Raw genomic sequence first — 13,214 nt, 5'->3', positions numbered from 1 at the left:
AACAGAAAGGGGCTGATCCTGTGAAAATTAATCAGGAACTTCCATCACAAATGGACACGACAACTAAAAACCAGAAAGCTGCTGCCGATGGTCGCCCATCCTTTAATGGAATGGTTCAGTCCCAAACACATAAATTAAAGCAGCAAGAAGTTCAGCAATTAATGAAGAACATTACGATTCAAGGAGATAAGCTTGCTCGTTTTCGTTCTTTTAGGGATTTGGTAAAGTTTAAACGGATGGTCAAAGGATTTTTACAAGAAACAGTCTATAATGGACTCGATTTACAGAAGTCACATAGCTTTAGTATGGAAGGTAACAACAGCAAACTGGCAATCGTTAAGGAAGTCGACGATAAGTTAATTGAATTAACCGAAGATATAATGAATCAGGAAAAAAAGACAGTAGATCTGCTTGGCCTTATTGGAGAGATAAAGGGTTTACTGGTTAATTTATATACGTAAAGGATCGATCTAAAGTAAGGGCGGGGAATTATGAAAACGTGGTCTGAAGTAGCAGAAATCCAGCCATTAGCGAGTAAGATAATCACCAATAGCATTAAAAAAGACCGCATATCGCATGCCTACTTAATTCAAGGCGAACGAGGAACAGGAAAAGAATCAATTGGTTTATTATTAGCAAAGGTTCTGTTTTGTACCCATAGGACTGATGTGGAACCTTGCCAGGAATGTAATGAGTGTAAACGAATAGATTCAGGGAATCATCCAGATTTGCATTGGATCGAACCTGACGGACAATCGATTAAAAAAGAACAAATTGAACATCTGCAAAAAGAATTTACGTATTCAGGACTAGAATCCAGTCAGAAAGTATATGTGATCAAAGGTGCTGATACGTTAACAACAAATGCAGCGAATCGTATATTAAAGTTTTTGGAAGAACCCAGCAAGAAGACTACTGCAATTATGATGACTGAGAATAGCCAGTCAATTATTTCCACTATTCGTTCACGCTGTCAGGTAATTGATTTACAGCCGTTAAATCCGCAAGCTTTTCAAAAGCAACTACTAGATTCTGGTATGTCTGAGAGAAATTCAATTCTAATGAGCGCTATGACGAATAATTTGGATGATGCAATCGCCTTGAATGGAGATGAGTGGTTTGCGCAGTCGCGAAAATTAATGGTACAATTAATAGAAATGTTTTCAAAGAATCCAGATGAGGTTTTTTTATTTATTCATAATCACTGGATGCCACATTTTAAGGATAGAAAACAACAAGAACAAGGGCTGGATTTATTAATGCTAGCTTTTAAGGATATTCTTTATTTTCATATCGGTAGAGAAGAAGCGATGGTAGTCTTCGCGAAGGATGATGAAAAAGTAGAAGGGCTTGTGATGTTCTTTTCACAGGAAAAATTACTAGCCATCTTAAATAAGCTTCTTGATGCTAAACGCAAATTGAAGCAGAATGTTAACCCAACACTGGTAATGGAACAACTTACCGTTCAAATACAGAGGTGATTTAATGATTGAAGTTATAGGAGTCCGTTTTAAAAAAGCGGGTAAAATATATTATTTTGACCCAGGAGATAGCAACATAGAAGTAGATAGTTATGTTGTTGTGGAAACGGTTCGCGGAATTGAATTTGGAAAAGTTGTTATCAAGAACAAGCAAGTCGATGAGGAGGATGTTGTTCTCCCTTTGAAGAAAGTTATTCGAATAGCTGATGAGAAAGATAAACGTACCGTTGTTGAAAATCAAGAGCTTGCTGATAAAGCTTTAAAAACTGGTACGGAAAAAATCATCGAGCATAATCTAGATATGAATCTAGTGGAAGTAGAGTTTACGTTTGATCGTAATAAGATAATTTTCTATTTTACGGCTGACGGTCGAGTTGACTTCCGTAACTTAGTAAAAGATCTTGCTGCGCAGTTCAAAACCCGAATTGAACTTAGACAGATTGGTGTGCGTGACGAGGCAAAAATGTTAGGTGGTATTGGACCGTGTGGCAGAATGCTTTGTTGCTCCACGTTTTTAGGGGACTTTGAGCCAGTATCTATTAAAATGGCTAAAGATCAAAACCTTTCATTAAACCCTGCAAAGATTTCTGGGTTATGTGGGCGGCTTATGTGCTGTTTGAAGTATGAAAATGATGATTATGAAACAGCAAAGCGTGATTTACCTGATATTGGGCAGGCTATTACCACACCATATGGTACTGGTAAAGTAGTTGGCCTAAACATCTTAGAACGAATCGTTCACATAGAAATGCCTGAAGCGGAACGTGTCATTGAATATACATTAGATGAACTAATTGATGAAGGAATAATTGCGCAAGCCACAGACTAGTGGGGTGAAGAGGCGTGAAGAAACGGGAAATTTTTGATCAGGTATCTGATATGGAAAAGCAGATAGGTGAGTTATACGAACAGCTAGGAGATTTAAAAGGCAGGTTGAGTGATCTTTTAGAAGAAAATCATCGTCTTGCAATGGAGAATCATCATTTACGTAATCGTTTAGAAAGTACGGATGAAGATTTTAAAGAAGATGAGATAGTCGATCATTCTAAAGATATTCCTGGTGAGGGCTATGATAACCTGGCGCGACTTTATGAAGAGGGTTTTCATATTTGTAACGTTCATTTTGGAAGTCCGCGTCAGGATGAGGATTGTTTGTTCTGTCTGTTATTTCTGAACAAAACGAAATAGGAAATAGTTGGAATAGCTGTCTCTAGCAATTAGGGGCAGCTATTCTAAGCATTTAAGAAAGTATAAATACTTTCTTACTGCATAAATGAAACTAAGGCATGCACTCCTAAGCATAAGGTTCTATGAAATCACAATACTTTTTCATAAGATTATCTTTAACAATAAGTTTCTAACATAGTAAGGATGGAAATCAAAATGGTACCATTATATGACGATGAACGACATGATTATTTATTAGCGAACGAGAAGATGCATATTATTCAGAGTCCTACTGTGTTTTCCTTTTCACTTGATGCTGTTCTACTTGCGCATTTTGCATACGTACCGATTAAGAAAGGAAATATCTTGGATCTGTGTACAGGGAATGGGGTCATTCCTCTTTTGCTGTCCCAGCGAACAAACGCATCAATAATTGGTGTGGAAATTCAGGAAAGAATAATTGATATGGCAATGCGCAATGTTACTCTAAATGAATTAGGTGAACAAATCTCGATGGTTCAAGGTGATTTAAAGGAAATGCAAGCTGAATTGGGTCATAGTAAATTTGATGTGGTGACATGCAATCCGCCATATTTTCGTACACCAGAAAAAACCGAGCACAATAAAAACGAATTCCTAACGATCGCACGACATGAAGTTTATTGTACATTGGAAGATGTAGTCAAGGCTTGCAAGTTACATGTACGCCCTGGCGGGAAAGTCGCAATGGTACATCGGCCAGGAAGGCTAGTGGATATTATTGCTTTATTCCGTAAATACAGGCTGGAGCCAAAACGCATTCAATTTGTTTATCCTAAACAGGGGCGCGATGCGAATATGCTTTTAATTGAGGGCACACGAGATGGGAAAGCAGACTTAACTATTCTGCCTCCATTATTTATTTATCATGATGACAATACGTATACGAAGGAAGCAGAGGATATTATTTATGGACGTCAATGAACATACAGTTTATATTTTAAAATGTAAAGATAAAACACTATATACTGGCTACACAAATGATTTGGAGCACAGAGTAGCGATGCATGAACAAGGTAAAGGTGCTAAATACACACGTGGTCGCGGACCTTTTCAAGTGGTTTTTGTGGAAAGATTTTCCACAAAAGAGGAAGCTTTACAAAAGGAATATCAGGTTAAACAGCTTTCACGTAAGGAAAAATTTCAACTAATTCGGGACAAGCTGAAAGAAGTGATTCAATATGAAAATACAGAAAAGCTTTAATAACCAGGTTGAAGGTGCTGTTTACGTAGTTCCAACCCCAATTGGAAATTTAGAAGACATTACCTTTCGGGCATTAAAAATATTGAAAAGTGCTGCTGTAATTGCAGCAGAAGATACAAGAAATACGAGAAAATTGCTCAGCCATTTTGAAATATCAACTCCGCTTGTCAGCTATCATGAACATAATAAAGAATTTCGTGAAAAAGAGTTGATTGATCGTATTGAAAATGGCGAGTTGGTTGCGGTTGTAAGTGACGCTGGTATGCCGGCTATTTCAGATCCAGGATATGAATTGATTCAAGCAGCGATTAAGGCGGATCAATCAGTTATAGTATTACCTGGAGCGAACGCAGCTTTGTGCGCGCTGGTTGGATCAGGATTACCTTCGGCTGAATTTCATTTTTATGGTTTTTTACCACGGAAAAAGAAAGATAAGGCAACTGAGCTGGAACGGTTAAATTCCTTACAGGCAACGTTACTTTTTTATGAATCTCCATATCGATTAAAGGATACCCTGAAAGTAATGCATGAGCAGCTCGGTAACAGGCAAATAGTTGTAGCACGTGAACTTACCAAAAAGTTTGAAGAATATGCACGAGGAACAGTGGAGGAACTCCTGTTATGGGCTGAAGAGAAAGAGCTTAAAGGTGAGTTCTGTCTGGTTGTAGAGGGAACAAGTGAGGTATCTATCGTTGAAAATGAACTTTGGTGGAGTCACCTTTCCATTACTGATCATGTAACACATTATATAGACGAAGAGGGCCTATCAAGTAAGGATGCAATTAAACGAGCAGCGGTAGACAGAAATATGGCAAAACGTGATGTATATCAAGCTTTTCATGTTGATGTTAATTAAAAAGGCTGCTTTCTAAAAGGATTGTTTCCTTTTCCAAGCAAAGAATCTTAACGTAGTTAAAATAAACTGTGACGTAATGTTGAAAAATAATTTAAGCGCTATGAGACTGCTCCGGAAATACACTTCGCTCTCCGCGGGCTTACGCTGAACCTTTTTGCAAAGAACGCTGCGTGGTCAGAGAGCCAAACTACTCACTCGAATCGGTTGCCCTTAGTCAGTGTCGCAGTTTATTTATAATTGCAACAAACCTTTAAAAAACAGCATTAAAAAAGTGGCTGACGATTTGATTCGCGTCAGCCACTTTTGTCACATATTATTTATTTAGTCGTGATTGAATTTCATTAATAAGGTCTTGTGCTCCTTCAGGACTAAGAACGACTTTACCATTTGCTAATGATAAATTCTCATCGGATGTGTCTCCAGTTACTTGGCAAGTCATATTCGGCTTGTATTTTTGTAATACAATTTTGTCGTTGTCAACATAAATTTCCAGAGCGTCTTTTACATGAATATCGAGTGTGCGGCGCAATTCAATAGGAATAACTACTCGTCCTAATTCGTCAACCTTTCGTACAATTCCTGTGGACTTCAAATTCCATTCTCCCCCTCTAACGGATAGAAAAACGTGACACACCACCTATTTATAGGGATGCTGCTTAGCTTTTCTACTACTAACATTAATAAATTTTTTTCGGCATGTTTCGACATGTATATTAAATATATAGTACCAACCATTGCCAGTAGTGTCAACAGATTTTTAGTCTAAATTAAAACAAATGAGAAAATTTCGTTAACTGTGTAATTAGTTAATAATTTAGTCAACTATCGTTTATCGAAAATAATTCAATTGGCAATACTAATTAGATATGAAACGTTTATGTCACGTGAGTGGAAAACTTATGATAAAATCGCTACAATAGAATTAGTGATTGAGGAGGTAAGAGAACAATGCCAAATGAGCAAAATACATTTTATATAACCACACCAATTTATTATCCAAGTGGCAATTTACATATTGGACATGCTTATTCAACTGTGGCGGGAGATGCGATTGCCCGTTATAAACGATTACGCGGCTATGATGTTATGTACTTGACAGGAACTGATGAGCACGGACAAAAAATCCAGCGTAAAGCTAAAGAAAAAAATATGGAGCCACAAGCATACGTGGATGAAATTGTAAGTGGTATTCAGGATCTTTGGAAAAAATTAAAAATAACAAATGATGATTTCATCCGTACTACCGAGGAGCGTCATAAAAAAGTTGTAGCACAAATATTTGATCAGCTTTTAAAACAAGGTGATATTTATTTGGATGAATATGAAGGCTGGTATTGTACATCTTGTGAGTCATTCTTTACTGAGCGTCAATTGGATGATGGTCATTGTCCAGATTGTGGCGGTCCTGTCGAAAAAGTAAAAGAAGAATCATACTTTTTCAAGATGAGTAAGTATGTTGACCGACTTCTTGCATTTTATGAAGAAAATCCGCAATTCATTCAGCCGGAGAGCCGCAAAAATGAAATGCTGAATAACTTTATTAAGCCGGGGTTAGAGGATCTGGCGGTATCCAGAACTACTTTTGATTGGGGCATAAAAGTTCCCGGTGATCCGAAGCACGTTATTTATGTATGGATTGATGCACTTACAAATTATATCACGGCACTTGGCTATGGCACGGATGATGATGGTTTATATCAGAAATTCTGGCCTGCCGATGTTCACCTGATGAGTAAGGAAATTGTTCGTTTCCATACGATCTATTGGCCTATTATGTTAATGGCATTGGATCTGCCATTACCGACAAAAGTTTTTTCCCACGGTTGGATTTTAATGAAAGATGGTAAGATGTCCAAGTCAAAAGGGAACGTTGTTGATCCGATTAAATTAACGGATCGTTATGGCCTCGATGCATTACGTTATTATTTACTTCGTGAAGTTCCATTTGGATCTGATGGTGTGTTTACACCTGAAGGGTTTGTGGATCGCACAAATTATGATTTAGCAAATGATCTTGGTAATTTACTAAATCGCACGGTAGCAATGATTGAGAAATATTTCAATGGGGAAATTCCTGCATACAAGGCATCGGAGACAGATATTGAACAATCACTTGAAGAGTTACAGAAAGACACAATTGAAAAAGTGGAAGATTCAATGGAAAATATGCAGTTCTCAGTTGCGTTAGCTTCCTTGTGGCAGCTTATAAGCCGTACGAATAAATATATTGATGAAACTGAACCATGGATATTAGCTAAAGATCCATCGAAACAAGAACGTTTAGGAAATGTTATGGCCCACCTTACTGAGTCATTACGTAAAGTGGCAATTATGCTTCAGCCATTCTTGACAGAAGCCCCTACAGAAATTTTCAAACAGCTAGGTGTAACAGATGATTCGCTGAAAGAGTGGGACAGTGTTCATTTAAATGGAGAAATTAGAACAGGAACATTTGTCAAAAAAGGGGAACCTATCTTTCCTCGCTTAGAAGTAGAAAAAGAAGTAGAAACGATTAAGGCAATGATGCAAAAACCGGCCCAAGAAGAAAAGAAGGCTGTAAAACAAGCACCAGAGCAAAAAGAGGAAATTGCTTTTGATGAATTTATGAAGCTTGATATGCGTGTTGCTGAAGTTCTTAAAGCGGATACGATAAAAAAGGCCGATAAACTATTAAAGCTACAGCTGGATATAGGAACTGAAAAACGTCAAGTAGTATCTGGAATTGCAGAGCATTATAAACCTGAAGATCTAGTTGGGAAAAAAGTAATCTGTGTAACGAACCTGAAAGCCGTTAAACTGCGTGGAGAAATGTCAGAAGGTATGATTCTCTGTGGTGAAGATAATGCAGGGAAATTAGTACTTGCTTCTGTAGAACAAACGCTGCCGAATGGTTCTGTAGTGAAGTAAAGCTTAGGAAAAGGTCAGCTCAATGAGTATGGCCTTTTCTACTATTTGCAGTTAAGAAATTATAAATCCTTTCTTACTGCTTAAAAGCAACTAAGGCTTGGCGATAAGCCAAGTTTTCTAAATGAAGGAGTGATTAATGTGCTATTTGATACACATGTCCATGTGAATGCAGCACAGTTTTCAGAGGATCGTGATGAAACTATCCAGCGTGCATTTGATGCTGGGGTAAAATATATGGTAGTGGTCGGGTTTGATCGTGAAACAATTCCGCCAGCTATTAAAATAGCTGAACAATACGAAACAATCTATGCAGCAGTCGGCTGGCACCCAGTGGATGCAGTTGATATGACAGATGAAGACTTGGCCTGGATTGAAGAATTATCTGCACATCCAAAAGTAGTTGCTATAGGCGAGATGGGCTTAGACTATCATTGGGACAAGTCTCCGAAAAAAGTTCAAAAAGACGTCTTTCGCAAGCAAATTCAACTAGCTAAAAAATTAAATATGCCGATTATTATTCATAACCGTGAAGCAACCGAAGATATTATCGAAATTTTACAGGAAGAAAATGCAAAAGAGATCGGTGGGATAATGCATTGCTATAATGATTCAGTTGATTATGTACAAGCATGCCTGGATATGAATTTCCATATATCGCTTGGAGGTCCTGTAACATTTAAAAATGCGACAATGCCAAAAGAGGTGGCTGTAGAAGTACCTTCAGACCGGCTATTGATAGAAACAGATGCACCATTCCTCGCTCCGCATCCAAACAGAGGGAAACGAAACGAACCATCATATGTTAAATTGGTGGCGGAGAAAATAGCTGAACTAAGGGAAGTTCCATTCGATGAACTTAGTCAAATAACGACAGAAAACGCCTTTTCTTTGTTTAAAATTGGAAAAAATACATGAAATTTGATGAAATATAAATGTAATAATTGAATATGAAAATGGATATTCTTTTGAGACTAGCACTAATGTTAGTCTCTTTTTTTTAGTGAGAAAAGCAAGTCATACCAAGGTTTGGGGGTTGACTGTTATACAGTGGTAATTATTTGTAACTTGAATGTAAACAAACCGTAAACGGATTATCGTTGAAATTGCATACAAGTATTAATATAATCAAAGTCGCGGTAGAAGGAGGCAAAAAGCATGAAGATTTTTTCAAAGCTGTTGCCGGCGTCTAAAATGAAGCTGGTTATTTCTGTTGTTGGTGTATTGGCACTGCTTGTATTTTCTGGAGTTACACTATTCGAAGCAACGAAAGCAGAAGTGGTAATAACAGAAAATGGTGAAAAACAAAAGGTCAAGACACACGCAAATACAGTTGATGAACTATTGGCTGAATTAGGGATTACGTTTAGTAAACATGACAAACTATCACATGATATGGATGCAAAAATAGACGATGAAATGAACATTACATACAAAGAAGCTAATAAAATAACGGTAACAATAGATGGCAAAGAACACATATATCATACAACGGTAGATACAGTCGGAGAATTCCTAAAGGAAAATAATATGACATTATCGGAACATGATGAAGTTTCACATGGTAAGTCAGACGCTGTTAGTGAAGGACTTGAGCTTTCCATTGATAAAGCTTTTCAAATCACCATTAATGATGGTGGAAAGAATAAGAAAGTTTGGACTAACGGCGGAACAGTCGATCAAGTATTAGAGGAAAGCGAAATTTCCTACGATAAGTCAGATAAGATTAAAGTAAACACAGATGGTAAGGTCACCGAAAACACCACTATTAAGGTAGTCCGTGTTGATAAAGAAACTGTTGAAGTAAAGAAAAAAATTGATTATAAAACAGAAAAACGCGAAGATAATAACCTTGAAAAAGGGAAAAAACGCGTTATTGAAGAAGGTAATGAAGGCTTACTAGTTAAAACGTTTGAAGTTATTAAAGAAAATGGAGAAGAAGTTGAACGTAAACTTATTAGTGAAGAGATAAAGCAGGAAAGTGAAAACCGTGTTGTTGCTTTTGGAACGAAAGAAGAAAAGGAATTGGTAACAGTTTCAAGCAGTAATGATTCTGGTGGAAAAGTATATTCGATGCGGGTAACTGCATACAGTGCTGATTGTGTCGGATGTTCAGGTTATACTGCTACAGGAATTAATTTAAATGCTAATCCAAACAAAAAGGTCATTTCTGTTGACCCAAGTGTTATTCCGTTAGGGACAAAAGTATGGGTAGAAGGATATGGAAATGCAATCGCTGCAGATACTGGTGGTGGCATTAATGGTAATCATATTGATATCCATTTGCCGACAAGAGCTGATGCATTCGCCTATGGAACAAGAAGTAATGTCAAAGTTAAAGTTTTAGATTAATACATGATATAATGCTCTTACCATGGTAAAGTGGTAGGAGCATTATTTATTATTGAAACGAGGATATTACGTTGAATATTAAGGAAATTATCGTTGTTGAGGGTCGTGATGATACAGCTAAGATCCGTCAAGCTGTTGAGGCAGATACGATCGAGACAAATGGATCAGCTATTGATAACATAATTCTAAAACAAATACAGCATGCTAAGGCTAAACGAGGCGTTATAATTTTTACCGATCCGGATTATCCAGGTGAAAGAATTCGTCAAATCATTGATAAGGCTGTTCCTGGCTGCAAACATGCTTTTTTAACACGTGATAAAGCGCGTGCAAAACATTCTAATAAAAGTCTTGGAATTGAACATGCATCTATTGCAGCAATCCAACAGTCATTACAAGACGTTTATGAACTAAAGGATTTGGAAGAAAGTGAAATAACGAGAGAGGATCTAATTACATATGGATTAATTGGGAGTCCTCAAGCTAGTTACAGAAGAGACCGTCTTGGTGAATTACTTCAAATTGGACATACGAATGGAAAACAGCTGCTTAAGCGTCTTACCATGTTTCAAATAACGAAAGACCAATTTGAGCAATCGATAAACCAAGTACTGCAGGAGGAAAAGGATGACAACTAAAAAGATTGCTACCCCTAAACGAACACAGGAAATATTGAAAAAATATGGATTTTCCTTTAAAAAGAGCTTGGGACAAAATTTTCTGATTGATGTAAATATCCTTGAAAATATTATTAAAGAGGTCGGTATCGATAAATCCACTCTAGCGATTGAAATAGGCCCAGGCATTGGAGCGTTGACAGAGCAGTTGGCACTTCACGCGGACCAAGTTATTGCATATGAAATTGATCAGCGTTTATTGCCAATTTTGGAAGATACATTAAAGGAATATGAAAATGTCCAGGTTGTTCATCAGGATATATTGGATGCAAATGTTGATGAAATAATTAAGAATCATCTTAAACCAGATCAACCGGTTCATGTTGTAGCAAATTTGCCGTATTATATTACAACTCCCATTTTAACGAAATTGTTACGCGACAAACTACCTGTAACAAGTTTTACAGTAATGATTCAAAAAGAAGTTGCCGAACGAATGGCTGCGAAACCAAACAATAAAAGCTATGGGTCATTAACTATCGCTGTTCAATATTATACAAATGCTGAAGTGTTGATGAATGTCCCAAAAAGTGTTTTTATGCCACAGCCAAATGTTGATTCAAGTGTCCTAAGACTGACAACCAGGGATGAGCCTCCTGTCCAAGTAAATGACGAAGATTATTTTTTTTCAATTGTACAGGCTTGTTTTGCGCAAAGGCGGAAAACATTACGGAACAACCTGGTGCGTTATTTTAATGATACATATGACAAAGAAATGATTTCTGTGATACTGGAACGCATTGGTATTGATGGAACAAGGCGTGGAGAATCATTGAATATGCAGGAATTCGCATTACTAGCTAATGCTTTTCATCAAGCTGCAGAAAAATAGTCAAAAGCTATTGCTCTTTATTGCAATAGCTTTTTTATGCAGTAAAAAAGAATTTTATTATTGCATAAGATCAATTAAGGATTGCACTCAAAGTATAAGGGGTACTGGTTCAAAGAAAGTAAAATACACTTACATAAGAATTCCTTTAACGAATGCGAAGTTTTCTAAAATGGCACAGAAGAGCCCTTATTTTCATAGTCTATGATAGGAATGCTTTCATCCGAATGAAGGCTGTGAGGTGGCTTTATGAGCTTTTCAATAGGGGAATTAGTAACACGTATATCACATAAACATGATTTGTTATTTCGAATTGCATCGTTGTCAGAGGATACTGCGGTTGTTCATGGCGAAGATATTCGCCTTATTGCAGATGCTTCTTTGGACGATTTAACGCATGTCCAGGAAAGAGATCTACAAAAAAGGAAGCAGAAAGAAAAGGAACAGGAGGAATTTTCCTACCGACTATTTAGGCAGGACTATCAGTTAATGAAAGAAAAACGTGATTATCAATCAAGTGATGGGTATCAGAACACATCCAGTTTTTTTCAATTACCTGCAAAAGTACTGCATATAGATGGAGATCGAACCTATTTAAGAAAGTGTATCGATTTATATAACCGGATGGGTTTACAGGTTCACGGAGTTTACGTTAATGAAAAAGAGATGCCATTTGAAATTGGGGGATTAGTGGAAAAAATTCAGCCCAATATCATTGTCATTACAGGTCATGATGCCTTTTCCAAGAATAAAGGACTAAAAAACGACCTTCGCGCCTATCGTCATTCAAAATATTTTGCCGAAACGGTTCGTGCGGCACGGCAGAAAACACCACATTTAGATCAGCTTGTTATATTCGCAGGTGCTTGCCAATCCCACTTTGAATCACTGATTAGAGCGGGAGCAAACTTTGCAAGTTCCCCATCACGTATAAATATTCATGCCTTGGATCCAGTCTATATTGCAGCGAAAATTGCTTATACCCCATTTATGGAAAAAGTGAGTGTATGGGATGCGTTGCGCAACACATTAACTGGTGAGAAAGGTATGGGTGGAGTGGAAACTAGAGGACTCCTCAGAACGGGAATGCCTTATATTGCGAACGATGAATCCGAAGAATGAAGCTGATGGAGGAGACCTCAGCTTCATTCTTGGCAGTAAGTATAAATACTCTTTCTTGCTCATAAGTACAACTAGGGATTTCATTCTAAAGTATAAGGGTTCGATACGTTTTCATAAGAATTCCGCTACTTCAAGCTATGATATGTAACAAAATTTAATACATAATTTGTTAACATTTTGAAATAATAGGTTAAGAAGCTGAATTTACTTGTTGACATAGAAAATAACATACTGTTATAATGTTATGTTTTATTTGACGATTATACAAGCTTGTGATATTATAACAATAGTGAGGTGGAGTATAGTGGCTAAAACATTAATAGAAATTAAGCAAGGTCTTGAATGCCAAATTGGTAAGCGATTAAAACTCAAAGCCAATGGTGGTAGAAGAAAAACAATTGAACGATGCGGCATTTTGGCGGAAACATATCCTTCTGTTTTCATTGTTGAATTAGACCAAGATGAAAATTCATTCGAACGTGTTTCATACAGCTATGCAGACGTGTTAACAGAAACAGTAGAATTAAACTTTAATGAAGAGAGAGCGTTAATGGTAGAGCAGTAAACCCAAGTTTACTGCTTA

The 13,214-nt window shown here is 37.1% G+C and carries 15 protein-coding genes; 14 read left to right on the top strand and 1 reads right to left on the bottom strand.

Translation table 11 applies throughout. The annotated features are described in order from the left end of the window. Positions 1-20 precede the first annotated feature (20 nt). From BLS02_RS00260 to rsmI, 7 genes are all read left to right on the top strand, one after another. A complete protein-coding gene (locus BLS02_RS00260; protein WP_245736156.1) occupies positions 21-461 on the top strand; it encodes a YaaR family protein in 441 nt (146 codons plus the stop codon). A 30-nt stretch (positions 462-491) separates the two neighbouring features. Beyond that, positions 492-1,481 (top strand): DNA polymerase III subunit delta', encoded by a 990-nt coding sequence (gene holB, locus BLS02_RS00255; RefSeq protein WP_092490968.1) that lies wholly within the window; start codon positions 492-494, stop codon positions 1,479-1,481. Positions 1,482-1,485: 4 nt separating this feature from the next. Then, complete coding sequence (locus BLS02_RS00250) at positions 1,486-2,310, top strand: PSP1 domain-containing protein (RefSeq protein WP_092490967.1); 825 nt, start codon at positions 1,486-1,488, stop codon at positions 2,308-2,310. Positions 2,311-2,360: 50 nt separating this feature from the next. Further along, positions 2,361-2,669 (top strand): DNA replication initiation control protein YabA, encoded by a 309-nt coding sequence (yabA, locus tag BLS02_RS00245; RefSeq protein WP_245251766.1) that lies wholly within the window; start codon positions 2,361-2,363, stop codon positions 2,667-2,669. 195 nt (positions 2,670-2,864) lie between these two features. Further along, a complete protein-coding gene (locus BLS02_RS00240) occupies positions 2,865-3,611 on the top strand; it encodes a tRNA1(Val) (adenine(37)-N6)-methyltransferase (protein ID WP_092490965.1) in 747 nt (248 codons plus the stop codon). Beyond that, positions 3,598-3,891 (top strand): GIY-YIG nuclease family protein, encoded by a 294-nt coding sequence (locus BLS02_RS00235; protein WP_092490964.1) that lies wholly within the window; start codon positions 3,598-3,600, stop codon positions 3,889-3,891. Before BLS02_RS00240 ends, BLS02_RS00235 begins: the two co-directional genes overlap by 14 nt. Next, positions 3,869-4,747, top strand: coding sequence for a 16S rRNA (cytidine(1402)-2'-O)-methyltransferase (gene rsmI / locus BLS02_RS00230; protein WP_092490963.1), 879 nt, complete (start codon positions 3,869-3,871; stop codon positions 4,745-4,747). Before BLS02_RS00235 ends, rsmI begins: the two co-directional genes overlap by 23 nt. A 313-nt stretch (positions 4,748-5,060) precedes the next feature. Here rsmI and BLS02_RS00225 read toward each other — a convergent pair whose 3' ends face one another. Beyond that, the gene (locus BLS02_RS00225) at positions 5,061-5,339 is read right to left on the bottom strand and encodes an AbrB/MazE/SpoVT family DNA-binding domain-containing protein (protein WP_092490962.1); all 279 of its coding nucleotides are present in this window, start codon (positions 5,337-5,339) and stop codon (positions 5,061-5,063) included. Positions 5,340-5,695: 356 nt separating this feature from the next. Between BLS02_RS00225 and metG the strand changes: the two genes are divergently transcribed. The 7 genes from metG (at position 5,696) to veg (ending at position 13,196) form a co-directional block, all read left to right on the top strand. Next, positions 5,696-7,654, top strand: coding sequence for a methionine--tRNA ligase (metG, locus tag BLS02_RS00220; RefSeq protein WP_092490961.1), 1,959 nt, complete (start codon positions 5,696-5,698; stop codon positions 7,652-7,654). 138 nt (positions 7,655-7,792) lie between these two features. Beyond that, a complete protein-coding gene (locus tag BLS02_RS00215) occupies positions 7,793-8,569 on the top strand; it encodes a TatD family hydrolase (RefSeq protein WP_092490960.1) in 777 nt (258 codons plus the stop codon). Positions 8,570-8,809: 240 nt separating this feature from the next. Then, positions 8,810-10,003: a G5 and 3D domain-containing protein gene (locus tag BLS02_RS00210; protein ID WP_092490959.1), complete on the top strand. Its 1,194-nt coding sequence runs from the start codon at positions 8,810-8,812 to the stop codon at positions 10,001-10,003. Between the two features lie 71 nt (positions 10,004-10,074). Next, entirely contained in the window at positions 10,075-10,641 is a 567-nt protein-coding gene (gene rnmV, locus BLS02_RS00205) for a ribonuclease M5 (protein WP_092490958.1), read from the top strand. Further along, positions 10,631-11,512 carry a 16S rRNA (adenine(1518)-N(6)/adenine(1519)-N(6))-dimethyltransferase RsmA gene (gene rsmA / locus BLS02_RS00200; protein ID WP_092490957.1) on the top strand — a complete coding sequence of 294 codons (882 nt, stop codon included), beginning with the start codon at positions 10,631-10,633 and terminating at the stop codon, positions 11,510-11,512. The genes rnmV and rsmA overlap by 11 nt, the downstream gene beginning before the upstream one ends. A gap of 246 nt (positions 11,513-11,758) precedes the next feature. Then, the gene (yabG, locus tag BLS02_RS00195; protein WP_092490956.1) at positions 11,759-12,631 is read left to right on the top strand and encodes a sporulation peptidase YabG; all 873 of its coding nucleotides are present in this window, start codon (positions 11,759-11,761) and stop codon (positions 12,629-12,631) included. A gap of 304 nt (positions 12,632-12,935) precedes the next feature. After that, complete coding sequence (gene veg, locus BLS02_RS00190; RefSeq protein WP_092490955.1) at positions 12,936-13,196, top strand: biofilm formation stimulator Veg; 261 nt, start codon at positions 12,936-12,938, stop codon at positions 13,194-13,196. The last annotated feature ends 18 nt before the right edge of the window (positions 13,197-13,214 follow it).

The sequence above is a fragment of the Virgibacillus salinus genome (genome assembly GCF_900102415.1).
GTDB classification, from domain to species: domain Bacteria; phylum Bacillota; class Bacilli; order Bacillales; family Amphibacillaceae; genus Lentibacillus; species Lentibacillus subterraneus.
The sequence above is the reverse complement of the archived record's forward strand: the minus strand, read 5'-3'. Positions and strand labels throughout refer to the sequence as shown.

Coding starts and splice junctions, on each gene's coding strand:
- metG (WP_092490961.1), top strand. CDS start 5,696: ATGCCAAATGAGCAAAATACATTTTATATAACCACACCAATTTATTAT.
- yabA (WP_245251766.1), top strand. CDS start 2,361: ATGGAAAAGCAGATAGGTGAGTTATACGAACAGCTAGGAGATTTAAAA.
- BLS02_RS00240 (WP_092490965.1), top strand. CDS start 2,865: ATGGTACCATTATATGACGATGAACGACATGATTATTTATTAGCGAAC.
- yabG (WP_092490956.1), top strand. CDS start 11,759: ATGAGCTTTTCAATAGGGGAATTAGTAACACGTATATCACATAAACAT.
- rsmA (WP_092490957.1), top strand. CDS start 10,631: ATGACAACTAAAAAGATTGCTACCCCTAAACGAACACAGGAAATATTG.
- BLS02_RS00250 (WP_092490967.1), top strand. CDS start 1,486: ATGATTGAAGTTATAGGAGTCCGTTTTAAAAAAGCGGGTAAAATATAT.
- BLS02_RS00235 (WP_092490964.1), top strand. CDS start 3,598: ATGGACGTCAATGAACATACAGTTTATATTTTAAAATGTAAAGATAAA.
- rsmI (WP_092490963.1), top strand. CDS start 3,869: ATGAAAATACAGAAAAGCTTTAATAACCAGGTTGAAGGTGCTGTTTAC.
- holB (WP_092490968.1), top strand. CDS start 492: ATGAAAACGTGGTCTGAAGTAGCAGAAATCCAGCCATTAGCGAGTAAG.
- BLS02_RS00210 (WP_092490959.1), top strand. CDS start 8,810: ATGAAGATTTTTTCAAAGCTGTTGCCGGCGTCTAAAATGAAGCTGGTT.